This window comes from Bacillus sp. AM1(2019), assembly GCF_009906915.1.
GTDB lineage: Bacteria > Bacillota > Bacilli > Bacillales > Bacillaceae > Bacillus > Bacillus velezensis.
Genome location: NZ_CP047644.1, coordinates 2,802,328 through 2,825,197, shown reverse-complemented (window position 1 = coordinate 2,825,197; position 22,870 = coordinate 2,802,328). Strand labels below are relative to the sequence as shown.

18 protein-coding genes, 1 other RNA gene and 1 other annotated feature are annotated in these 22,870 nt (G+C 48.1%); of the genes, 17 read left to right on the top strand and 2 right to left on the bottom strand.

The window, feature by feature from the left end; translation table 11 throughout:
* Window positions 1–32 precede the first annotated feature (32 nt).
* The 7 genes from secDF to dtd all read left to right on the top strand — a co-directional run bounded on the left by secDF (window position 33) and on the right by dtd (window position 9,023).
* Window positions 33–2,252 (top strand): protein translocase subunit SecDF, encoded by a 2,220-nt coding sequence (gene secDF / locus GNE05_RS13885; RefSeq protein ID WP_022552888.1) that lies wholly within the window; start codon window positions 33–35, stop codon window positions 2,250–2,252.
* 131 nt (window positions 2,253–2,383) lie between these two features.
* On the top strand, window positions 2,384–2,881 hold the full coding sequence (locus tag GNE05_RS13880; RefSeq protein ID WP_014418529.1) for a cation:proton antiporter regulatory subunit: 498 nt from the start codon (window positions 2,384–2,386) through the stop codon (window positions 2,879–2,881).
* A gap of 63 nt (window positions 2,882–2,944) precedes the next feature.
* The gene (locus GNE05_RS13875) at window positions 2,945–3,271 is read left to right on the top strand and encodes a LapA family protein (protein ID WP_014418528.1); all 327 of its coding nucleotides are present in this window, start codon (window positions 2,945–2,947) and stop codon (window positions 3,269–3,271) included.
* A 55-nt stretch (window positions 3,272–3,326) separates the two neighbouring features.
* On the top strand, window positions 3,327–5,687 hold the full coding sequence (gene recJ / locus GNE05_RS13870) for a single-stranded-DNA-specific exonuclease RecJ (protein ID WP_021494382.1): 2,361 nt from the start codon (window positions 3,327–3,329) through the stop codon (window positions 5,685–5,687).
* A 5-nt stretch (window positions 5,688–5,692) separates the two neighbouring features.
* Window positions 5,693–6,205 (top strand): adenine phosphoribosyltransferase, encoded by a 513-nt coding sequence (locus GNE05_RS13865; RefSeq protein ID WP_003152714.1) that lies wholly within the window; start codon window positions 5,693–5,695, stop codon window positions 6,203–6,205.
* A gap of 157 nt (window positions 6,206–6,362) precedes the next feature.
* Entirely contained in the window at window positions 6,363–8,567 is a 2,205-nt protein-coding gene (relA, locus tag GNE05_RS13860; RefSeq protein WP_003152716.1) for a GTP diphosphokinase, read from the top strand.
* 12 nt (window positions 8,568–8,579) lie between these two features.
* Window positions 8,580–9,023, top strand: a complete 444-nt coding sequence (gene dtd / locus GNE05_RS13855; RefSeq protein ID WP_007408194.1) for a D-aminoacyl-tRNA deacylase — start codon at window positions 8,580–8,582, stop codon at window positions 9,021–9,023.
* Window positions 9,024–9,049: 26 nt separating this feature from the next.
* Here dtd and GNE05_RS13850 read toward each other — a convergent pair whose 3' ends face one another.
* Window positions 9,050–10,612, bottom strand: coding sequence for an N-acetylmuramoyl-L-alanine amidase family protein (locus GNE05_RS13850; RefSeq protein WP_014418526.1), 1,563 nt, complete (start codon window positions 10,610–10,612; stop codon window positions 9,050–9,052).
* Between the two features lie 130 nt (window positions 10,613–10,742).
* On the opposite strand from GNE05_RS13850, the gene GNE05_RS13845 reads away from it, so the two are divergent.
* The 5 genes from GNE05_RS13845 (at window position 10,743) to GNE05_RS13825 (ending at window position 15,427) form a co-directional block, all read left to right on the top strand.
* Window positions 10,743–10,913 (top strand): YrzK family protein, encoded by a 171-nt coding sequence (locus GNE05_RS13845; RefSeq protein WP_003152722.1) that lies wholly within the window; start codon window positions 10,743–10,745, stop codon window positions 10,911–10,913.
* Window positions 10,914–10,973: 60 nt separating this feature from the next.
* Window positions 10,974–11,206: a binding site (T-box leader), on the top strand.
* A gap of 63 nt (window positions 11,207–11,269) precedes the next feature.
* Window positions 11,270–12,544, top strand: coding sequence for a histidine--tRNA ligase (hisS, locus tag GNE05_RS13840; protein WP_007612829.1), 1,275 nt, complete (start codon window positions 11,270–11,272; stop codon window positions 12,542–12,544).
* Between the two features lie 14 nt (window positions 12,545–12,558).
* Entirely contained in the window at window positions 12,559–14,337 is a 1,779-nt protein-coding gene (gene aspS, locus GNE05_RS13835; protein WP_032866630.1) for an aspartate--tRNA ligase, read from the top strand.
* A 62-nt stretch (window positions 14,338–14,399) separates the two neighbouring features.
* Window positions 14,400–14,591, top strand: a non-coding RNA gene (ssrS, locus tag GNE05_RS13830) — 6S RNA.
* 71 nt (window positions 14,592–14,662) lie between these two features.
* Complete coding sequence (locus tag GNE05_RS13825) at window positions 14,663–15,427, top strand: tRNA threonylcarbamoyladenosine dehydratase (protein WP_022552891.1); 765 nt, start codon at window positions 14,663–14,665, stop codon at window positions 15,425–15,427.
* Window positions 15,428–15,540: 113 nt separating this feature from the next.
* Here the strand turns inward: GNE05_RS13825 and GNE05_RS13820 are convergent, their stop codons facing one another.
* Window positions 15,541–16,809, bottom strand: coding sequence for a replication-associated recombination protein A (locus GNE05_RS13820; RefSeq protein ID WP_072177616.1), 1,269 nt, complete (start codon window positions 16,807–16,809; stop codon window positions 15,541–15,543).
* Window positions 16,810–17,003: 194 nt separating this feature from the next.
* Here GNE05_RS13820 and cymR point away from each other — a divergent pair, with 194 nt between their 5' ends.
* From cymR to recD2, 5 genes are all read left to right on the top strand, one after another.
* Window positions 17,004–17,420 carry a cysteine metabolism transcriptional regulator CymR gene (gene cymR / locus GNE05_RS13815; protein WP_003152730.1) on the top strand — a complete coding sequence of 139 codons (417 nt, stop codon included), beginning with the start codon at window positions 17,004–17,006 and terminating at the stop codon, window positions 17,418–17,420.
* An 18-nt stretch (window positions 17,421–17,438) separates the two neighbouring features.
* Window positions 17,439–18,578 (top strand): cysteine desulfurase family protein, encoded by a 1,140-nt coding sequence (locus GNE05_RS13810; RefSeq protein ID WP_007612815.1) that lies wholly within the window; start codon window positions 17,439–17,441, stop codon window positions 18,576–18,578.
* A gap of 36 nt (window positions 18,579–18,614) precedes the next feature.
* The gene (mnmA, locus tag GNE05_RS13805) at window positions 18,615–19,730 is read left to right on the top strand and encodes a tRNA 2-thiouridine(34) synthase MnmA (RefSeq protein ID WP_012118077.1); all 1,116 of its coding nucleotides are present in this window, start codon (window positions 18,615–18,617) and stop codon (window positions 19,728–19,730) included.
* An 87-nt stretch (window positions 19,731–19,817) separates the two neighbouring features.
* Window positions 19,818–20,438 (top strand): tetratricopeptide repeat protein, encoded by a 621-nt coding sequence (locus tag GNE05_RS13800; RefSeq protein ID WP_088461189.1) that lies wholly within the window; start codon window positions 19,818–19,820, stop codon window positions 20,436–20,438.
* Between the two features lie 18 nt (window positions 20,439–20,456).
* Window positions 20,457–22,835 (top strand): SF1B family DNA helicase RecD2, encoded by a 2,379-nt coding sequence (recD2, locus tag GNE05_RS13795; protein WP_029973377.1) that lies wholly within the window; start codon window positions 20,457–20,459, stop codon window positions 22,833–22,835.
* The last annotated feature ends 35 nt before the right edge of the window (window positions 22,836–22,870 follow it).

Sequence of the window (22,870 nt, the reverse complement as noted above, 5' to 3'; positions counted from 1 at the left end):
TTGACGGCATAGGTTTAAGGAGGAAATACATAATGAAAAAAGGACGCTTGATTGCGTTTTTCCTGATCGTATTATTGATCGGCACAGGGCTGGGGTATTTTACAAAACCGGCTGCCAATAATATTACGTTAGGATTGGATTTACGCGGCGGGTTTGAAGTTCTGTACGATGTGCAGCCCGTCAAAAAAGGCGATAAAATCACAAAAGACGTGCTCGTCAGCACGGTGCAGGCGCTGAACCGCCGGGCTAACGTTCTCGGCGTAAGCGAGCCGAACATTCAGATTGAAGGAAATAACCGCATCCGCGTACAGCTGGCGGGCGTCACGAATCAGAACAGGGCGCGCGAAATTCTGTCAACGGAAGCGCAGCTCTCGTTCAGGGATACGAATGATAAAGAGCTGTTAAACGGCTCTGATCTCGTGGAAAACGGCGCGAAGCAAACCTTTGATCCGACGACGAACGAACCGATTGTCAGCGTTAAGCTGAAGGATGCGGATAAGTTCGGAGAAGTGACGAAAAAAGTCAAGAAAATGGCGCCTAATAATCAGCTTGTGATCTGGCTTGATTACCAAAAAGGCGATTCATTTAAAAAAGAAGTCGGCAAAAAACATCCGAAATATGTATCCGCTCCGAATGTGAGCCAGGAACTAAATACAAAGGATGTCACGATTGAAGGCCAGTTCACCGTTCAAAAAGCGAAGGACTTGGCCAATATTTTAAACGCGGGCGCGCTGCCTGTGAAACTGACCGAAAAATACTCTACTTCCGTAGGGGCGCAATTCGGACAGCAGGCTTTGCATGATACGGTAGAGGCCGGCATCATCGGTATTGCAATTGTTTTCTTATTTATGCTGCTTTATTACAGACTGCCTGGACTCATAGCGGTAATTACGCTTTCTGTATACGTGTATATTACGCTTCAAGTGTTTGACTGGATGCAGGCGGTGCTGACGCTTCCGGGTATTGCGGCGCTCATTTTGGGTGTCGGGATGGCGGTTGACGCCAACATCATCACCTATGAACGGATAAAAGAAGAACTGAAACTCGGCAAATCCGTCCGCTCAGCTTTCCGTTCAGGGAACAGACGGTCATTCGCGACGATTTTCGATGCGAACATCACAACGATCATCGCAGCGGTCGTACTCTTTATTTTCGGGACAAGCTCTGTAAAAGGGTTTGCGACGATGCTGATTTTGTCAATTCTGACAAGCTTTATTACAGCTGTCTTCCTTTCAAGATTCCTGCTCTCTCTTCTCGTGGAAAGCAGATGGCTTGACCGGAAAAAAGGCTGGTTCGGCGTCAAGAAAAAACATATTATGGACATTCAAAAAACGGATGAAAATACTGAACCGCATACGGCATTCCAAAAATGGGATTTCACGAGCAAGCGAAAATATTTCTTTATTTTCTCAAGCGCTGTAACCATTGCGGGAATTATCATCTTACTGGTCTTTAAGCTCAACCTGGGAATCGATTTTGCAAGCGGCGCGCGGATTGACGTGCAGAGCAATCATTCTTTGACGGCGCAGCAGGTTGAAAAAGATTTTGATTCTCTCGGCATGGAGCCGGAAAACATCGTGCTTTCTGGTAAAGAGAACCATGTTGCCGCGGCCCGGTTTGTCGGAGAGCCGTCTAAAGAAAAAATCGCTGAAATCAAAACGTACTTTAAGGACAAATACGGATCTGAACCGAACGTCAGCACGGTATCGCCGACAGTCGGAAAAGAACTGGCCCGTAATGCTTTATATGCTGTCGCCATTGCATCAATCGGCATCATTATTTACGTGTCAATCCGTTTCGAGTACAGAATGGCAATCGCCGCAATTGTATCCCTGCTGTATGACGCTTTCTTTATCGTCGCGTTTTTCAGCATTACCAGGCTGGAGGTCGATGTCACCTTTATCGCCGCTGTACTCACCATAATCGGTTACTCGATAAATGATACGATCGTTACATTTGACCGGATACGTGAGCAGATGAAAAAACGTAAGCCGAAGTCATTTGCCGATCTGGAACATATCGTGAATCTGAGCTTGCAGCAAACCTTTACACGTTCGATCAATACGGTCTTGACCGTTGTGATTGTTGTCGTCGTGCTGCTCATTTTGGGCTCATCGTCAATTACAAACTTCTCCGTCGCTTTATTGGTCGGTTTATTGACGGGTGTTTATTCCTCTCTTTACATCGCCGCGCAGCTGTGGCTTGTATGGAAAGGAAAAGAATTTAAAGGGAAAAAATCAATCGAAGAGTAAAATGGGAACAGGCTGTCTTGCAGAAGGCAGCCTGTTTTTTCAGGCCGCATTGAACTTAAAACCTGCATTTGCTATAATGACATACGCTTACATAATCAATCATCATTGTAAAAACATGTAGGAGGGTTCTTATGAACGTTCGTGAGTCGGAGCTTCCGGGCATCGGCCAGAAAGTAGAAGTCATTACGAAAAATCACGATAAAATCAGTATTATTCTTCATGATGACGGCAGAAAAGAGCTCTATTACTTCGATGAGAATGATCATGACGAATGCTTGGCATGCGTTGAATTTAACGACGAAGAGGCGAGGCAGATTTCCGCTATTTTAGGCGGGATGACGTATAAGCCGAAAGCGCTGGAATCTGTGGAAGTCGCGCTTGATGGCCTCGTCATTGAGTGGTTTAAAGCCGAATCTCATGCACCGGCTGTCAGCCGTACAATCGGAGATTTGGAGATCAAGAAACATTACAACGTCCAGATTATTGCGATCGTAAAGAAAAATCGGCAAAAACAGCTGAGCCCCGGCATTGATACCGTAATTGAAGAAGGGGACACCCTCGTCATATCGGGAGAAAGAAGCGGACTGAAAAAGCTGGTCCGCGAGCAGTTAACGGCCCGGATTTCCTGAGACCGGGGTTTACTCCCGGGAAAATGGGGGAAAAGATAAGAGTGAACGATTGGGGGCAGACGCATGAATAAACAATGGACTATTATATTCGCATTACTATTTACTCTGATTGTCGCCATTTTTGCTGTCATTAACGTGCGGGCGGTTGAGGTTGATTATCTGTTCGGAACCGCTGAATGGCCGCTGATTTTAGTCATTTTAGGTTCTGTGTTAATGGGAGCGCTGATCGTGTTTTCGGCCGGCATATTTCAAGTGATGAAGCTGAAGCGCGAAATTAAAATGCTGCGGAAAGAAAACAGATCCGCAGGTGAATTGACGGCTGATTCGGACGGCCAAAAAACAGCCGCGCCGCCGGAAGAAATGCTTGAAGAGAAAAAAGGATCAGAATAACATTTGAAACCCCTCAGTCCGCTCTAGTATAATAGGGTGGTTGAGGGGTGAATTTATGTTAGCGTCAAAAATGCGCTGGGAAATCCAGCAGCCGGATCAGGAAAAAGTCAAATCACTCACAGAACAATTGGACATAACACCTCTTGTGGCATCACTGCTTGTAAAAAGAGGTTTTGATACTGCCGAAAGCGCAAGGCTGTTTTTACATACAAAGGATGCAGACTTTTATGACCCGTATGAATTAAAGGGAATGCGGGAAGCAGTTGATCGGATAAAACTGGCGGTTTCTCAAGGGGAACCGATTATGATTTACGGAGATTACGATGCAGACGGCGTTACAAGCACGTCAGTGATGCTGACGGCACTCAGACAGCTGTCGGCGGACGTTGACTTTTATATTCCCGACCGTTTCACAGAAGGCTACGGCCCGAATGAACAAGCTTTCCGTTCCATAAAAGAGCGGGGATTTTCGCTGATCATTACAGTGGATACGGGAATCGCCGCCGTCCATGAAGCTGAAGTCGCAAAAGAGCTGGGCTTAGACGTCATTATTACCGACCACCATGAGCCGGGACCCGAGCTTCCTGACGTATTTGCGATCATCCACCCGAAGCAGCCGGGCTGCGGCTATCCGTTTAAAGAATTGGCCGGCGTCGGTGTGGCGTTTAAGCTTGCCCATGCGCTTACGGGTTCTTTGCCGGAAGCTATGCTGGACTTGGCGGCAATCGGTACGGTTGCAGATCTGGTGCCTCTTCATGATGAAAACAGATTAATTGCGTCACTTGGGATCGAAAGGCTTCGAACGACAAATCGGCCGGGCCTCAAAGCTCTGATTAAGCTTTCCGGCGGAGATATCGGACAAGCTGATGAGGAAACGATCGGATTTCAGGTCGCGCCGAGGCTCAATGCCGTCGGAAGAATAGAACAGGCCGATCCCGCCGTGCATCTGCTGATGACCGAAGATCAGTTTGAAGCGGAGGAACTGGCTTCGGATATTGACCTGCTGAATAAAGAGCGGCAGAAAATGGTGAAAACCATGACCGAAGAGGCTGTTGAAATGGTTCAGCAGCAAGGCGGAAACCCGTCTGCCATTGTAGTGGCAAAAGCCGGCTGGAATCCGGGAGTCGTCGGTATTGTCGCATCGAAGCTGGCTGAACGTTTTTACCGGCCCGCTGTTGTGCTTGGGATAGATGAGGAGCAGGGCATCGCTAAAGGGTCGGCGCGAAGCATCAGAGGCTTCAACCTTTTTACGAGCCTTTCACAGTGCAGAGACATTCTTCCTCATTTCGGCGGGCATCCGATGGCGGCAGGAATGACGTTGAAGGCTGAAGATGTGGCGGAATTAAGGGACAGGCTGAATCAAATGGCTGAAGAAACCCTTACGGAAGAGGATTTTATTCCCGTTCAGGAGGTTGATCTTGTCTGCGGCGTTGAAGACATAACCGTTGAAAGCATTACAGAATTGAATATGCTGTCGCCGTTCGGCATGCTTAACCCTAAACCGCATGTGATGGTGAAAAATGCCGTGCTTGATGATGTGCGCCTGATCGGAGCGAATAAAAATCACGTGAAAATGACGGTGAAAAGTGATTCCGCCGTCCTTGACTGCGTCGGCTTTAACAAAGGGGAGCTTGAAGCCGGAGTTGTCCCCGGATCAACGATTTCCATTGTCGGCGAGATGTCCATTAATGAATGGAACAACAGAAAGAAACCCCAGCTGATGATTAAAGATGCTGCGGTGCCGGAATGGCAGCTTTTTGATATCAGGGGCAAGCGGACGTGGGAAGACACGGTCACCTCGCTGCCGAAGGAAAAACGGGTGCTCATCAGCTTTAACGAAAAAACCGCTCAGAAGCTCCGTGCAAAAGAGCTGTCGGGCGAGCTGGCCGGGATCACATCGGAATCCGAGGCGGAAGCTCTCCAGCTTGACGGAAAATATGCCGTTTTTCTGGATGTGCCGCCGTCAGCGGATCGCCTGCAGCATTTGCTTGACGGAAAGAAGCCGGAACGGATTTATTTTGTTTTTATCAATCATGAAGAACATTTCCTGTCCTCATTTCCATCGCGGAATGATTTCAAGTGGTTTTACGCATTTCTCTTAAAAAGGGGCGCTTTTGACTTCGGCAAGCATGGTTCAGAGCTTGCGAGACACAGAGGATGGTCAATTGACACAATCAATTTCATGACAAAGGTGTTTTTTGATCTCGGTTTTGTTAAAATAGAAGATGGTGTGCTGTCTGTCGTGAGCGGCGCGAAAAAACGCGACCTGGCAGATTCGCAAACCTATCAGGTAAAACAGCAGCTGATGGAATTAGACCAGAAGCTCAATTATTCCGCAGCCCATGAGCTGAAGGAATGGCTGAATAAGCTGATGAACCAAGGTTCAGAAGCTTATGAAAGTACGAGGAGGACATAGAACAGATGGATCTTAAAAAATACGTAACAATTGTGCCCGATTACCCGAAAGAAGGCGTACAATTTAAAGATATTACGACATTGATGGACAAAGGCGACGTATACCGTTACGCTACTGACCAAATTGTTGAATATGCAAAAGAAAAAGAAATTGATTTAGTTGTCGGGCCTGAAGCGCGCGGCTTTATTATCGGCTGTCCGGTTGCATACGCTCTCGGAGTCGGCTTTGCGCCGGTTCGGAAAGAAGGAAAACTTCCGCGTGAGGTCATTAAAGTCGATTACGGTTTGGAGTACGGAAAAGACGTACTGACGATTCATAAAGATGCGATTCTGCCGGGACAGCGCGTGCTGATTACTGATGACTTGCTTGCAACAGGCGGCACGATCGAAGCAACGATTAAGCTAGTCGAAGAACTGGGCGGCGTCGTAGCCGGTATTGCGTTCTTAATCGAGCTTTCTTACCTTGACGGCAGAGACAAGCTTGACGATTACGATATTTTAACATTAATGAAATATTAACCGCATATGGAAAAAAGCACTCGTGTCAGGGTGCTTTTTTCCTATTATTTCATCATCCTGACAGATTCTTTAGGTGTTTTGAACTTCTGCCCTTTACATCTCTCGTTTTTTTCTTGATAATAAACTAATACAGTTTACATTTAAAAAAGGTGATTCCATGGCGAACGAACAAGTATTGACTGCCGAGCAAGTAATAGATAAAGCGCGCACTTATCTGCCGGAGGAGCAGATTGCGTTTGTTGAGAAAGCTTACCTGTATGCGCAAAACGCGCATCGCGAACAGTACCGCAAATCAGGTGAGCCGTACATCATTCATCCGATTCAGGTGGCGGGGATTCTCGTCGATCTGGAAATGGACCCTTCCACAATTGCGGGCGGATTTCTGCATGACGTGGTAGAGGACACGGATGTCACCCTCGACGACCTGAAGGAAGCATTTTCTGAAGAAGTGGCGATGCTTGTCGACGGCGTGACGAAGCTCGGTAAAATTAAGTATAAATCTCAAGAGGAGCAGCAGGCGGAAAACCATCGAAAAATGTTTGTCGCTATGGCTCAGGATATCAGAGTCATATTGATCAAGCTGGCGGATCGCCTTCACAATATGCGGACGTTAAAGCATCTTCCGCAGGAAAAGCAGCGGAGAATTTCAAATGAGACGCTGGAGATTTTCGCTCCGCTGGCCCATCGGCTCGGGATTTCTAAAATCAAATGGGAGCTTGAAGACACCGCTCTCCGTTATTTGAATCCTCAGCAGTATTACAGAATCGTCAACCTCATGAAGAAAAAGCGCGCGGAACGCGAACTTTATGTCGAAGAGGTTGTCAATGAAGTGAAAAAACGGGTCGAAGAAGTGAATATCAAAGCGGACTTTTCAGGACGTCCGAAGCACATCTACAGCATTTACCGCAAGATGGCGCTGCAAAATAAACAGTTCAATGAAATATATGATCTGCTCGCCGTCCGTATTCTTGTCGGAAGCATTAAAGACTGCTACGCCGTACTCGGCATTATTCATACGTGCTGGAAGCCGATGCCGGGCAGATTCAAAGATTATATTGCGATGCCTAAGCCGAATATGTATCAGTCTCTGCATACGACCGTAATCGGGCCTAAAGGCGATCCGCTGGAAGTGCAGATCAGAACGTTTGAGATGCATGAGATCGCTGAATACGGGGTGGCCGCACACTGGGCATATAAAGAAGGCAAGGCTGCAAACGAAGAAGCGACATTTGAGAAAAAACTGTCCTGGTTCCGTGAAATTCTGGAATTCCAAAACGAGTCTACCGATGCGGAAGAATTTATGGAATCGCTGAAAATCGATCTGTTTTCTGACATGGTATACGTATTTACGCCAAAAGGCGATGTCATTGAACTGCCGTCAGGCTCTGTGCCGATTGATTTTTCCTACAGGATACACTCGGAGATCGGCAACAAAACAATCGGGGCGAAAGTGAACGGAAAAATGGTGACGCTTGACCATAAGCTCCGGACGGGCGACATCGTCGAGATTCTGACGTCCAAGCATTCATACGGCCCGAGCCAAGACTGGGTCAAACTGGCGCAGACGTCCCAGGCGAAACACAAAATCCGCCAATTCTTTAAGAAACAGCGCCGTGAAGAAAACGTCGAAAAAGGCCGTGAGCTTGTCGAGAAAGAAATTAAAAATCTTGATTTTGAAGTGAAAGATGTTTTAACACTCGAAAATCTTCAAAAAGTTGCCGACAAGTTCAATTTCTCAAATGAAGAGGATATGTACGCGGCGGTCGGGTATAACGGCATTACCGCTCTTCAGGTGGCCAACAGGCTCACCGAAAAAGAACGGAAGCTGCGTGACCAGGAAGAGCAGGAAAAAATCGTTCAGGAAGTCACTTCCGAGCCGAAACATTATCCGCAAGGGAGAAAACGGGAAGCGGGTGTGCGCGTAAAAGGCATTGACAACCTTCTCGTCCGCTTGTCGAAATGCTGCAACCCGGTGCCGGGCGACCATATTGTCGGTTTTATTACAAAAGGCCGCGGTGTATCCGTTCACCGGGATGACTGTCCGAACGTCAAAACGAATGAAGCGCAGGAACGTCTGATCCCCGTTGAATGGGAGCATGAATCACAGGTTCAAAGACGCAAAGAATATAACGTTGAGATTGAGATTTTGGGGTATGACCGTCTCGGGCTTTTAAATGAGGTGCTCCAAGCCGTAAATGAGACGAAAACCAACATCTCCTCTGTCTCCGGCAAATCCGACCGCAATAAAGTCGCTACGATTCATATGGCGATTTTTATTCAAAACATCAACCATCTGCATAAAGTGGTCGAGCGGATTAAGCAGATCAGAGACATCTATTCAGTCCGGCGGGTAATGAACTAAAAGGAGCTTGCTATGAAATTAGTTGTTCAGCGTGTAACAGAAGCAAGTGTGACGGTTGACGGCGCTGTCGCCGGCCGGATCGGACCCGGCATTATGGCGCTTGTCGGCATCACTCATGAAGATACAGAAGAAGATGCCGCTTACTTGGCGGATAAAATCGTGAATCTTCGGATTTTTGATGATGAAAGCGGCAAGATGAATTTATCGCTTTTGGATACGGGCGGGGAGATTTTATCCGTTTCCCAGTTTACGCTTTACGGCGAAACGAAGAAAGGGAGACGCCCGAATTTTATGAATGCGGCTAAACCGGATCAGGCTGTGCTCCTTTATGAAAAGTGGAACGAACTCCTTCGGGAAAAAGGAGTCAAAGTGGAAACAGGAATATTCGGAGCCATGATGGATGTTCAGCTGACGAATTCCGGGCCGATTACATTGATTATGGATTCTAAACAATAAAAAAAGCTGCCGTTCGGCAGCTTTTTTTATGATTGAAAATAATGTTCCAATCCGCTTTCAATTCCGTCTGTCACTTTTTCCTGATAAGAGCCGCTATGTATGATTGTTTCTTCTTGCGGTTGACTGAGATAGCCGAGCTCATACAGCATGGCAGGCCGTTTATTTTCCCTCAGGACGTAATAATCGCCAAACAGAACGCCGCGATCCGGGATAGGGGAACGCTTCAGTACTTCAGAATGGACGTCTGAGGCAAGCTGGCGATCCTTAGACGGACTGTAATAATAAGCCGTGCTTCCCCGCGTTGACGTATCGGCATAGCTGTCATAGTGAATGCTGATAAAGGCATCCGCATTCCGGTAATGAGAGGTTGAAACCCTGGCCTGCAGGCTGATAAAAGTATCATCCTGTCTGGTGATATACACGTTTGCACCGGATGCCCGCAATTTTTGGGCCAGCAGCTTAGCGGTTTTAATCGTTACGTTTTTTTCAAACTTTCCGGAGTAGCCGATCGTTCCGCTGTCTTTTCCTCCGTGTCCGGGATCAACGACGATCGTTTTGTTTTTAAGTGAGCCGCTGCCGCCCGACGTGTCGGGAGAAGGTGCTTCTCCTGTTTCCTCCCCGCTTTTTGACGTTTGTACGACCCAGTTTGCCACATATGCGGTTTGTCCGTTTTCAAGCCGGACTTCATACCATTTGCCGCTTGAGCCGACAATCGGGTAGGCTGCGCCTTTATCTGCTCTTTTTACGATAGAAGCGGAAGTCGAGGCCGAGCTCCTTAAGTTGGTGCCGCCGTACACAATATACGCTTTTTTCGAGGAGCCTGAGCCCGCAGAACCGTCTCCCGAGCCGGATGCGCTGCCCGATGAGTCAGAATCCTTTATGATGTAGTGGCTTGCTGCCCAGCCTTTTTGCCCGTTTGCTTCAATTTTCAGCCAGCCGTGGTCTTCACTTAAAATGGAAACCTTTGTTCCGCGTGATAATTTAGTCATAATCGCTGAATCATGTGATGCTGCACTTCTGACATTCAATGAAGAAACGCCGACCGTTCCGTTTTTTGACCCGCTTCGGGCCGAAGTTGCTTTCGTATCCGATCCGCCGCTGTCCGCGGTGACGTATTCGGAAGAAACCCATCCGGTTGTGCCTTGATAAGAAATGTTCACCCATCCGCTGTTCTTGTCCAGCACAGATGCATGTGCGCCTTGCGGAAGTTTGCCGATGACTTCATATGATGTCCCCGGGCCTTTTCTGATGCGGAGGTCAGGATCGGTGGAAGTGACTGTTCCGCTTGTTGCGGATGAATTGTCTGCTCCCCCGGCTGTTTTTGATATCAGCCAGGAAACGACCCATCCGGTTTTACCGGGGCTCAGCTGAAGCTGCACCCAGTCTCCCTCTTCTTTAGCGATCGGGTATCTTTCCCCTTTTTTTACTTCAGCCTTAATTCCATAGCTCAGGCCGGGACCGCCTCTGACATTGATCTTGTCTGTCGCGATGACCGCTTCTCCCTCTGCGGCGATTGCGGTGTGGAATGACGGAAGAAGCGCTGTGATGATGACGCCGCATAAAATAAGAGCAAGAGTTCTCTTCTTCATGGCTGTCCTCCTTTCTGAACTAACTAAAATACATTCTTGTATAATATCGTATTTTCCTTGCTGAATGTTAAATAAAAATAAAATGGTTTGTTTATACTAGTCATAAATACAGCGAAAAGGTGTGCAAATCATGAAATATCAACCAAAAATGGGACGCGCGCTGCACGATGCGGAAGGAAATCTGCACTTCAGTGATCAGAGCGATAGAGAAAAGGCGGGTTTTCTTGAAGAGACGGCGACGGAGTTCGGTCTCTTATCGAAAGAAGCGGTCGCAAGGAAAAACAGACGGAATAAAACTTGACAGGGGAGTGCAATCCCATTATTATAATAGAAATTGATGTACATAAGTCATGATAACGATTTTGAACCGATAATGGAGAAGAGTAGGTCAGAATGCATGGAGAAGAGAGGAACCGTCCCGGGCTGAAAGCGGATCCGCACTGCATCTTTCTCGAAACAACACTCCGGAGGTTCCCTGCTGAACGCTTTTGCAAGTCATTAGGCAGCGGACGTGAACCTGCGTTAAAGGTCAGAGCGGGGATGCTTCGGCATTCCAACTAGGGTGGCACCACGGGTATAACTCTCGTCCCTACTATACATGTATAGTAGGAGCGGGAGTTTTTTTATTTGAAGAAAGACATTAAGGAGGCCTGTAACATGGCATATCACATTCCAAGAGGCACACAGGACATACTGCCGGGTGAATCAGACAGATGGCAGTTCGTCGAACAAATTATGAGGGAGACGTGCCGCACTTATCAATATAAAGAAATCCGCACGCCGATTTTCGAGCATACGGAATTGTTCGCAAGAGGCGTCGGTGAGTCTACAGATATCGTGCAGAAAGAAATGTACACGTTTGAAGACCGTAAAGGGAGAAGCCTGACGCTTCGGCCGGAAGGAACAGCCGCCGCAGTCCGCGCGTTCAATGAAAATAAATTATTTGCGAACCCGGTGCAGCCGACGAAGCTTTATTATGTCGGACCGATGTTCCGTTACGAACGTCCGCAGACGGGGCGTTTCCGCCAATTCTATCAATTCGGAATTGAAGCGATCGGCTCCAAAGATCCGGCCGTGGATGCAGAAGTCATTGCGCTTGCGATGAGTATTTACCGTAAAGCCGGTTTGAAACATGTCAAGCTTGTGCTGAACAGCCTTGGTGACCAGGAGAGCCGCAAATCCTACCGGGAAGCGCTCGTCAAACATTTTGAACCGCGCATCGGAGAATTTTGCTCAGACTGCCAGTCGCGTCTGCACACAAACCCGCTCAGAATTCTTGACTGCAAGAAAGACAGAGAGCATGAACTGATGAAAACGGCTCCGTCCATTCTTGATTACTTAAATGAAGAATCAGCCGCTTATTTTGAGAAAGTAAAACAATACTTAAACGATCTCGGCATCCCGTTCGAAATAGATCCGAATCTTGTCAGAGGGCTTGATTATTATAACCATACCGCTTTTGAAATTATGAGCAATGCCGAAGGATTCGGAGCGATTACAACCCTTGCCGGCGGGGGCCGTTATGACGGGCTTGTTGAACAGATCGGCGGACCTGAAGCGCCGGGTATCGGATTTGCGATGAGCATCGAACGTCTGCTGGCAGCCATTGACGCTGAGAAAACAGAGCTTCCCGTCAATCAGGGGATTGACTGCTACATCGTGACGCTCGGAGAAAAAGCGAAGGATTATTCCGTTTCCCTCGTGTACAAACTGAGAGAAGCGGGCATCTCAAGTGAAATCGATTATGAAAATAAAAAGATGAAGGGCCAATTTAAAACGGCTGACCGTCTCGGCGCACGTTTTATTGCGATTTTAGGGGAAGATGAGCTTGCCCAAAATAAAATCAATGTAAAAGATGCGGAAACAGGAGAGCAGCGTGAAGTGGTGTTAGACGAGCTGATACAAGTGTTAAAGGCAGATCAAAAGCAGTGAAGGAGAGGAACGCTATGTTTGGAAGAACATATTATTGTGGCGAGATAACTGAAAAAGCGATTGGCGAAACCGTCAAACTGAAAGGGTGGGTGCAGAAGCGGCGCGATCTCGGCGGCTTGATTTTCATTGATTTGCGCGACCGCTCGGGTATTGTGCAAGTTGTGTTCAACCCTGACGTATCGAAGGAAGCCCTTGCCGCAGCGGAAGCAATCAGAAACGAATATGTGCTTGATATCGAAGGCACGGTTTCTGCCCGTGAAGAAGGCACGGTGAATCCCAACCTGAAAACCGGTAAAATTGAAATCAAAGCTGAAGCGGTGACGGTGCTCAGTACGGCGAAAACGCCTCCGTTTCCGATCAGTGACCAGGCGGCTGACGTTTCTGAAGACGTCCGGTTAAAACACCGCTATTTGGATTTGCGCCGCCCGGCGATGTTTCAAACATTGCAAATGCGCCACCAAGTCACAAAATCCATCCGCCATTTCTTGGATGAAAACGGATTTCTTGATATTGAAACACCGATTTTAACAAAAAGCTCTCCCGAAGGCGCCCGTGATTACTTAGTGCCGAGCCGGGTGCATGAAGGAGAATTTTACGCCCTTCCGCAATCGCCGCAGATTTTTAAACAGCTTCTGATGGTGTCGGGCTTTGAACGGTATTATCAAGTGGCCCGCTGCTTCCGCGATGAAGACTTGCGTGCCGACCGCCAGCCGGAATTTACGCAGATTGATATCGAAATGTCCTTTATGAGTCAAGAGGACATCATGGCTCTGGCGGAAGAGATGATGGCGAAAGTCATGCTTGAAACAAAAGGTGTTGAAGTACCGCTTCCGCTTCCGCGAATGACATATGAAGAAGCGATGAACAGCTACGGTTCCGACAAGCCTGACACCCGCTTCGACATGCTGCTGACGGACGTGTCAGACATAGTGAAAGATACTGAATTTAAGGTGTTCTCATCAGCCGTGGCAAACGGCGGCGTTGTAAAAGCGATCAATGTCAAAGGCGCTGCCGGCGACTATTCCAGAAAAGATATCGATGCGCTCGGCGTTTTTGCCGGAAATTACGGCGCGAAAGGTCTCGCTTGGGTGAAAGTTGAAGCTGACGGCGTAAAAGGCCCGATTGCGAAATTCTTTGATGAAGAGAAGCAGGCAAAACTGGCTGAAGCGCTTGATGCTTCTGAAGGCGATCTGCTCCTGTTCGGGGCTGATAAGTTTGAGGTTGTGGCTCAATCCCTCGGCGCGCTTCGCTTAAAGCTCGGCAAAGAACGCGGCCTGATTGACGAAAGCCTCTTCAACTTCCTGTGGGTTGTGGACTGGCCGTTACTGGAGCATGACGAGGAAGAAGGCCGTTTCTATGCGGCTCACCACCCGTTTACAATGCCTGTCCGTGAAGATCTTGACCTGATTGAAACGGCGCCTGAAGATATGAAAGCGCAGGCTTACGACCTTGTCTTAAACGGCTATGAACTCGGCGGAGGCTCAATCCGTATTTTTGAAAAAGACGTTCAGGAAAAAATGTTCGGGCTTCTCGGCTTTACAAAAGAAGAAGCGGAGGAGGAGTTCGGATACCTGCTTGAAGCCTTTGAATACGGCGCCCCTCCGCACGGCGGAATCGCGCTCGGCTTAGACCGGTTGGTTATGCTTCTTGCAGGCCGCACAAACTTAAGAGATACGATTGCTTTCCCGAAAACGGCAAGCGCAAGCTGCCTTCTTACGGAAGCGCCCGGCGAAGTGAGCGACGCCCAGCTTGAAGAACTTCACCTTTCTGTCAAAAGAAAAGTGAAACAGTAAAGATCAGCAGTTTGTTTCTTGAAAATCAAAATCTGCTGTGATATGATTTTGACAAGTTAAATAAAGTCCTGATGTGTTAGTTGTACACCTAGTTTTGACCGAACATTTTTTTGATTTGGGAGCCCGCATTTTTAAATGGCGTACATGCCTCTTTTCATTCGTTAAGAGGACTTACAAGATTTAAAAAAGGGCACCCACCTGCTGAGAGCGGGTTCAAAACGAAGGAAAGCTGCAACGGCACAATTGGGACTTTATTTTTTGTGCGCTAAAACCAGCGGCTTTTTGACAAGCCGAGTTTATAAAACCAGAATGTGGAGTGAGGTTCTTGTTACATCAGTTTTCCAGAAATGAGCTAGCGATTGGAAAAGAAGGGCTGGACACGTTAAAAAACAGCACGGTGGCCGTTCTCGGCGTCGGCGGAGTCGGTTCATTCGCAGCCGAAGCATTGGCGAGGTCCGGAGTGGGGCGGATCGTTCTCGTCGATAAAGATGATGTTGACATTACAAACGTAAACCGCCAGCTGCATGCGCTCTTGTCGACGGTGGGACAGCCGAAAACAGACTTGATGAAAGAGCGGATCGCGGATATTAATCCGGATTGTGACGTCGTCGCCTTAAAAATGTTTTATACTGAAGAGACATATGAGCAGTTCTTTGAGTATCCGCTTGATTACGTCATTGACGCGTCGGATACGATTCATTATAAAATTCATCTGATGAAAGAATGTCTGAAACGGAATGTTCCGCTGATTTCAAGCATGGGAGCAGCGAATAAAACAGACCCGACACGCTTTCAGATTGCTGATATTTCAAAAACCCATACCGATCCGATTGCCAAAGTCGTCCGCACAAGGCTTCGCAAAGAGGGCATTAAAAAAGGCGTACAGGTCATTTTTTCTGATGAAAGCCCGATCGTCATCCGTGAAGACGTCAGAAAAGAAGTCGGGAATGATGAAGCGAAAATCCGCAAAGCGCAAATGCCGCCGTCTTCCAACGCCTGGGTTCCGTCAGTGGCCGGTCTGATTATGGGCGGACATGTTGTCATGGAGCTCTTAAAGGACATCGACATTAAACGGGTTAAAGATAAATAAAAAGAAAAACAGCCTTCTTCAGGAAAGGCTGTTTTTTATTTGAATCCGCCGTTTACACGAAAGATTTTGGCCGGTATCAAAAAAGACAAGAACACATAGGTGTCCTTGTCCGGTTATTTTTTCTGCTTCATCAGTTTTTCATACACTTGCTTTATGGCGGCTTCAAATTTCCCCGTTTGTTTCGGTTTATAGTATTGCTTGTTTTTTAACGGATCAGGCAAATATTGCTGTTCGACCCATCCGTTCTCGAAATCGTGAGGATATTGATAGCCGATCCCGCGTCCGAGCTCTTGGGCCCCTTTATAGTGGGCGTCTTTTAAATGTTTCGGCACATCGCCGATTTTACCCGTCCTGATGTCTTTGAGCGCCTCATCAACGGCTGAGATGGCGGAGTTTGATTTTGGCGAGAGGCATAATTCGATTACCGCATTGGCCAGCGGAATTCTCGCTTCCGGAAAGCCGATCCGTTCTGCGGTCTGAATCGCGCTCAGCACCCGGGGGCCTGCCTGCGGGCTTGCGAGGCCGATATCTTCATAGGCGATCACGAGAAGCCTTCTTGATAAGCTTTCAAGGTCTCCGGCTTCGATCAGACGGGCCAGATAATGAAGGGCGGCGTTTGCGTCCGAGCCTCGGATTGATTTTTGGAAGGCGGATAAGACGTCATAATGCGCATCGCCGTTTTTATCATGAGTATAGCTTTTTTTCTGCAGACATTCTTCCGCCGTTTCCCGTGTAATCCGGATCGTGCCATCGCTTGATTCCTTTGTAGAGAGCACGGCAAGCTCCAGTGCGTTCAAAGCGGAGCGGACGTCTCCTCCGCACCCTTGTGCGAAATGATCCATCGCGTCGTCGTCCACCGAAACGCTGTAGGAACCGAGTCCCCGGTGTTTATCTGTGAGCGCTCTTTTCAATGCCTGCTTGATCAGATCGGGTGTTAACGGTTCGAGCTCAAATATCTGGGTCCGGCTTCTGATGGCCGGGTTAATGGCATGATAAGGGTTGGCGGTCGTCGCGCCGATTAAAATAATCATTCCGTTTTCTAAATAGGGCAGCAGAAAATCCTGCTTTCCCTTATCAAGCCTGTGCACTTCGTCAAGGATTAAAATGACCTGGCCTGACATTTTCGCTTCCTGTACGACAATCTCCATGTCTTTTTTATTATGAATGACGGCATTCAATTTCCTGAATGCGATGCTTGTCGATCCTGCGATCGCTGTGGCGATGGACGTTTTTCCGATGCCCGGCGGTCCGTACAGGATCATGGATGATAAGTGCTTTGCACGCACCATTCTGCCGATGATTTTATCTTCTTTGACCAAATGTTCCTGGCCGATAATGTCTTCGATATTGGCAGGCCGCATCCGATACGCCAATGGTTTCATGAACATCTCTCCTTACATATACAGGGTAACGGAAAACGGACGATTAGAAAAGCGAATTGCGGCGGGCCCCGTGTTTCAATGAAAATTAGGATAAGTTATGTTATAATAACAGTTGGTCTATAAGATACTAAACAGATTATTCATATCCATTTACTTGTATAAATTAACAATTAGAATTGACTGGGGTGTTCATATTGAAAATATCGACAAAGGGAAGATACGGGCTCACCATTATGATTGAATTGGCGAAAAAGCACGGAGACGGTCCGACGTCGCTCAAAAGCATCGCCCAAACAAACAGCCTTTCTGAGCATTACTTGGAACAGCTTGTATCACCGCTCAGAAACGCGGGACTCGTAAAAAGCATCAGAGGCGCTTACGGGGGTTACGTGCTCGGGGGCCAGCCTGAAGAGATAACGGCCGGAGACATTATCAGAGTGCTGGAAGGGCCGATCAGCCCGGTAGAAGTGCTTGAGGATGAAGAGCCTGCCAAGCGGGAGTTATGGATCCGCATCCGCGACGCTGTAAAAGACGTGCTGGACAGCACGACGTTAGAAGACCTTGCGAGCTACACGGACGGCGAGCAGGAAGCTTATATGTTCTATATTTAAACCAGAGGTGTACAGACAATGGAACGGATTTATTTAGATCATGCCGCGACTTCCCCGATGGATGAGCGTGTGCTTGAAGAAATGAAGCCCCATTTCTTCGGCAGTTTCGGCAACCCGTCAAGCATTCATTCATTCGGGAGAGAATCCCGGAAATGGGTCGATGAAGCGAGAGCGGACATCGCGCGCGAAATCAGTGCGAAAGAACAGGAAATTATTTTCACAAGCGGCGGCACGGAGGCTGATAATTTGGCGATTTTCGGAACGGCTGCCGCCCGGAAAAATGAAGGAAAGCATATCATTACGACCGCTGTTGAGCATCATGCTGTATTGCACGCCTGCGAAAAGCTGGAAGAAGACGGCTTTGAGGTGACATACCTCATCCCCGGCCCTTCAGGACGGATCAGTGCAAATCAGGTGAAAGAAGCGCTCCGTGATGATACAATCCTTGTTACCGTCATGTATGGCAATAACGAAGTCGGAACCATTCAGCCGATTGACGAAATCGGAGAGCTGTTAAGCGGGCATCAGGCCTATTTTCACACAGATGCCGTTCAGGCATTCGGTTATATGCCGATTGACGTGAAAAAAAGCAGAATTGACATGCTGTCTGTTTCCGGTCACAAGCTTAACGGGCCTAAAGGGACAGGCTTTTTATATGTAAATCAAGAGGTGAAGCTGTCACCGATTCTTCTCGGGGGAGAGCAGGAACGAAAGCGCCGCGCGGGGACGGAAAATGTACCGGGCATCGCCGGCTTAAAAGAAGCGGTCGTCCTTTCAAACCGTGAGAGGGAAGAGAAAACAGCGAAGTATAAGGAGTTTAAGAACATTATCATGAGCACGCTGGAAAAATCCGGCGTTACAGCGGAGGTGAACGGAGATGCCGAGAAATGCCTGCCTCATATTTTAAACCTTTACTTTCCCGGTGTGCCGGTGGAAGCGCTGCTGGTCAATCTTGACATGGAAGGCATTGCCGTCTCCAGCGGATCTGCTTGTACAGCGGGATCCGTTCTTCCGTCCCATGTGCTTACGGCCATGTTCGGAAGTGAGAGCGGCAGGCTGACTTCGTCAATCCGCCTCAGCTTCGGCCTCGGCAATACGGCGGAACAAATCGAAACAGCCGCCGAAAAGCTTGCCGCCGTCGTTAAACGGCTTGCTTAAAACGGCGGACTTACGTTTTTAATGGAGTGAATGCAAATGGAAAAACGGCCGGAGGATACAAGAGTCGTAGTCGGCATGTCCGGCGGCGTGGACTCTTCCGTGGCGGCCCTTCTGCTGAAGGAGCAGGGCTACGATGTAATCGGAATCTTTATGAAAAACTGGGATGATACGGACGAAAACGGTTTTTGCACGGCGACGGAAGATTATGAAGACGTCATCCGGGTCTGCAACCAGATCGGAATTCCGTATTATGCCGTCAACTTTGAGAAGCAATATTGGGAAAAGGTATTTCAATATTTCCTTGATGAATATAAAGCCGGAAGAACCCCCAATCCGGATGTCATGTGCAATAAAGAAATTAAGTTTAAGGCTTTCTTGGATCATGCTCTGTCACTCGGCGCGGATTATCTTGCGACGGGCCATTACGCCCGTGTAGACAGAAGCGCAGGTACAGTGCGCATGCTCCGCGGTCTGGATGAAAACAAGGACCAGACTTATTTTCTGAATCAGCTCAATCAGGAACAGCTCAGCAAAGTCATGTTCCCGATCGGTGATCTGCAAAAAAGCCGCGTGCGGGAAATCGCCAAAGAAGCGGAACTTGCGACAGCTGCGAAAAAAGACAGCACGGGAATCTGCTTTATCGGCGAACGCAACTTCAAAACGTTTCTCAGCCAATATCTCCCTGCTCAGCCGGGCGATATGATGACAATGGACGGAGAAGTAAAAGGGCGTCATGACGGTCTGATGTATTATACAATCGGACAGCGCCACGGTCTTGGAATCGGCGGAAGCGGCGAGCCGTGGTTCGCCGTCGGTAAAGATCTTGAAAAAAACATTCTGTATGTTGATCAAGGATTCCATAATCCGCTTCTGTATTCCGATAAGATCACGGCGACAAATGTCAGCTGGACGCGTCCCGGTCTGATGGACGGCGGCGAAATGACATGCACGGCGAAATTCCGCTACCGTCAGGAAGATCACAAAGTAACGGTGAAAATGACGGGTGATGATGAAGCGGAAGTCATTTTTGACGGGCAGGTACGCGCCGTTACGCCGGGACAAGCCGTCGTTTTTTATGACGGAGAAGAGTGCCTCGGCGGCGGAACGATAGATGACGTTTATAAAGACGGAACAAAACTGTGGTACGTATAACACATGTAAAAAACCTCAACTCGCATGTTGGGGTTTTTTAGCGAAAGGAAGTTAAAAATGGATTATAATAAAATCGGGATTGACGCCATGCAGGAGGGCGATTTTGAAAAAGCAGCAGAGGCTTTTACGAAAGCGATTGAGGAAAACGGCCAAGATCCGGTGCCGTATATCAACTTCGCAAATCTGCTTTCTTCTGTGAACGAACTCGAACGGGCGCTTGCATTCTATAACAGAGCGCTCGAATTGGACAATTCGGCGGCAGCCGCTTATTACGGTGCGGGAAACGTATACGTGATGAAAGAATCGTTTTCCGAAGCGAAGGATATGTTTGAAAAAGCGCTTCGCTCCGGAATGGAAAACGGAGATTTGTTTTATATGCTGGGGACCGTTCTCGTTAAATTAGAGCGGCCGAAGCTTGCACTGCCGTATTTGCAGCGTGCCGTTGAATTAAACGAAAATGACACGGAAGCACGCTTCCAGTTCGGAATGTGTCTCGCAAATGAAGAAATGCTGGATGAAGCTCTGGCGCAGTTTGAGACGGTGATCGAGCAGGACCCAAGCCACGCGGACGCATTTTATAATGCCGGGGTCGCTTACGCGTACAAAGAAAATCGTGAAAAGGCGCTTGAGATGCTCGAAGGCGCAATCGGCATACAGCCTGATCATATGCTTGCGCTTCATGCGAAACAGCTTATCACCCAGTCATAACAAAAGGAGGGAAGGCTCGTGGATCAGCTGAACATCGAAGAACAGCCGTATGTAAAAGGCGTCATTCATACGGTCATTTATCATAATGACACCAACCTGTATACAGTGCTGAAAGTCAAAGTTGCAGAAACGTCTGAGGCGATCGAAGACAAGGTCGTATCCGTAACGGGCTACTTCCCTCTGCTGCAAGAAGATGAGACCTACACATTTTACGGAAAAACCGCCACGCATCCTAAGTTCGGCCTGCAATTTCAGGCTGAACACTTTAAAAAAGAAATTCCGACCACAAAAGAAGGGATCATTCACTATTTATCAAGTGATCTGTTTGAAGGAATCGGAAAAAAAACGGCGGAAGAAATCGTCAAAAAGCTCGGAGACGGCGCGCTCAATAAAATTCTGACGGATGCGTCGGTGCTTTACGATGTGCCGAAAATGTCGAAAAAGAAAGCGGATAAGCTTGCCGGAGAGCTGCAGCGGCATCAGGGGCTTGAGCAGATTATGATCTCTCTGAACCAATACGGTTTCGGGCCCCAGCTATCAATGAAAATATATCAGGCCTACGAAACGGAAACCCTGGAGAAAATTCAGGAAAATCCTTATCAGCTTGTAAAAGACGTTGAAGGCATCGGCTTTGTGAAAGCTGACGAGCTGGGCGGAAAAATGGGTCTGTCAGGAAACCACCCGGAGCGGATCAAAGCGGCAATCTTATATACGATTGAATCGACCTGTCTTTCAGAAGGCCATACGTACATAGAGACAAAGCAGCTGATTATCAATACGCAAACGCTCCTGAATCAGTCAGCTGAAGGCGGCCGCGTCACGGAGATGGATGCGGCTGACGGCATCATCGCCCTCGGGGAGAGTAAGGATATCGTCATAGAAGGAGAGCGCTGCTATTTTCCGTCCTTGTTTTACGCCGAACAAAATGTCGCAAAACGCGTGCTCGACATTGCGGCTCAGACGGAGTATGCCGATCAATTTCCTGAATCGGAATTTCTGCTTGCACTCGGTGAACTGGAAGAACGGATGAATGTTCAATACGCACCAAGCCAAAAGGATGCCATTCAAAAAGCGCTGTCTTCACCGATGCTTTTATTGACCGGAGGACCCGGGACGGGGAAAACGACCGTTATTAAAGGAATCGTGGAATTATACAGTGAACTGCACGGAGTATCGCTTGACCCCGGTGATTATAAAAAAGACGAGACGTTCCCGGTGCTGCTTGCCGCGCCGACGGGAAGAGCCGCAAAACGGATGAGCGAATCTACGGGGCTGCCGGCTGTTACGATTCACAGGCTGCTCGGCTGGAATGGCGCTGAAGGCTTTACCTACAATGAAGATCAGCCGATTGAAGGGAAACTGATCATTATAGACGAAGCGAGTATGCTCGATATCTGGCTCGCCAGCCATTTGTTTAAGGCGCTTCCTAAGCACATTCAGCTCATTGTCGTCGGTGATGAAGACCAGCTTCCTTCAGTAGGACCGGGGCAGGTGCTCAGAGACCTTTTGGCTTCTGAGGTGCTGCCGACCGTGCGTTTGACAGATATTTACCGTCAGGCTGAAGGATCATCCATTGTGGAACTTGCGCATGATATGAAAAAAGGACTGCTTCCAAAAGGGCTGACCGCGCCGACAAAGGACCGCTCATTTATCCGCTGTAATTCTTCACAGATTAAAGAAGTCGTGGATCAGGTCGTCTCGAACGCGTTAAAAAAGGGGTATACCTCCAGGGATATTCAAGCGCTCGCCCCGATGTACAGGGGAAAAGCGGGAATTAACGAGCTGAATATGCTTCTTCAAGACATCATGAATCCGCCGAAAGAAAACAGGCGGGAGCTGAAATTCGGTGATGTCGTCTACAGGACGGGCGATAAAATATTACAGCTTGTCAACCAGCCGGAAAACAATGTGTTTAACGGCGATATCGGCGAAATCGTGTCCATTTTTTATGCCAAAGAAAATACGGAAAAAGAAGACATGGTCGTCGTCTCGTTTGACGGCAACGAAATCACCTTTACGAAAAAGGATTTCAGCCAGTTTACCCATGCTTACTGCTGTTCCATTCATAAGTCGCAGGGAAGCGAATTCCCGATTGTCGTCCTGCCTGTCGTCAAAGGCTACTATCGAATGCTCAGGAGAAATCTGCTTTATACCGCCATAACAAGAGCGAAAAAATTTCTGATTCTTTGCGGAGAAGAAGAAGCGCTTGAATGGGGCGTCAAAAACAATGATGCCACCGTCAGACAGACGTCGCTTAAAAACAGGCTCACAGAGCAGACTGAAGAGATGGATGCAGAACTGGCCGCCCTGCAAAAAGAGCTGCCGTTCAGTGTATATGATGCGAACATCGGAATGGAAGGCATCACGCCGTTTGACTTTATGGAAGAAAAAGCGTAAATAAAACCCGGCACATGTTTATGCGCCGGGTTTTC

Excerpts from the sequence above, each read along its gene's own strand:
- relA (WP_003152716.1), top strand. The coding sequence starts at position 6,363 with ATGGCGAACGAACAAGTATTGACTGCCGAGCAAGTAATAGATAAAGCG.
- GNE05_RS13810 (WP_007612815.1), top strand. The coding sequence starts at position 17,439 with ATGGAACGGATTTATTTAGATCATGCCGCGACTTCCCCGATGGATGAG.
- GNE05_RS13880 (WP_014418529.1), top strand. The coding sequence starts at position 2,384 with ATGAACGTTCGTGAGTCGGAGCTTCCGGGCATCGGCCAGAAAGTAGAA.
- secDF (WP_022552888.1), top strand. The coding sequence starts at position 33 with ATGAAAAAAGGACGCTTGATTGCGTTTTTCCTGATCGTATTATTGATC.
- GNE05_RS13800 (WP_088461189.1), top strand. The coding sequence starts at position 19,818 with ATGCAGGAGGGCGATTTTGAAAAAGCAGCAGAGGCTTTTACGAAAGCG.
- recJ (WP_021494382.1), top strand. The coding sequence starts at position 3,327 with ATGTTAGCGTCAAAAATGCGCTGGGAAATCCAGCAGCCGGATCAGGAA.
- mnmA (WP_012118077.1), top strand. The coding sequence starts at position 18,615 with ATGGAAAAACGGCCGGAGGATACAAGAGTCGTAGTCGGCATGTCCGGC.
- GNE05_RS13850 (WP_014418526.1), bottom strand. The coding sequence starts at position 10,612 with ATGAAGAAGAGAACTCTTGCTCTTATTTTATGCGGCGTCATCATCACA.
- GNE05_RS13845 (WP_003152722.1), top strand. The coding sequence starts at position 10,743 with ATGAAATATCAACCAAAAATGGGACGCGCGCTGCACGATGCGGAAGGA.
- dtd (WP_007408194.1), top strand. The coding sequence starts at position 8,580 with ATGAAATTAGTTGTTCAGCGTGTAACAGAAGCAAGTGTGACGGTTGAC.
- aspS (WP_032866630.1), top strand. The coding sequence starts at position 12,559 with ATGTTTGGAAGAACATATTATTGTGGCGAGATAACTGAAAAAGCGATT.
- GNE05_RS13820 (WP_072177616.1), bottom strand. The coding sequence starts at position 16,809 with ATGAAACCATTGGCGTATCGGATGCGGCCTGCCAATATCGAAGACATT.
- GNE05_RS13875 (WP_014418528.1), top strand. The coding sequence starts at position 2,945 with ATGAATAAACAATGGACTATTATATTCGCATTACTATTTACTCTGATT.
- GNE05_RS13865 (WP_003152714.1), top strand. The coding sequence starts at position 5,693 with ATGGATCTTAAAAAATACGTAACAATTGTGCCCGATTACCCGAAAGAA.
- hisS (WP_007612829.1), top strand. The coding sequence starts at position 11,270 with ATGGCATATCACATTCCAAGAGGCACACAGGACATACTGCCGGGTGAA.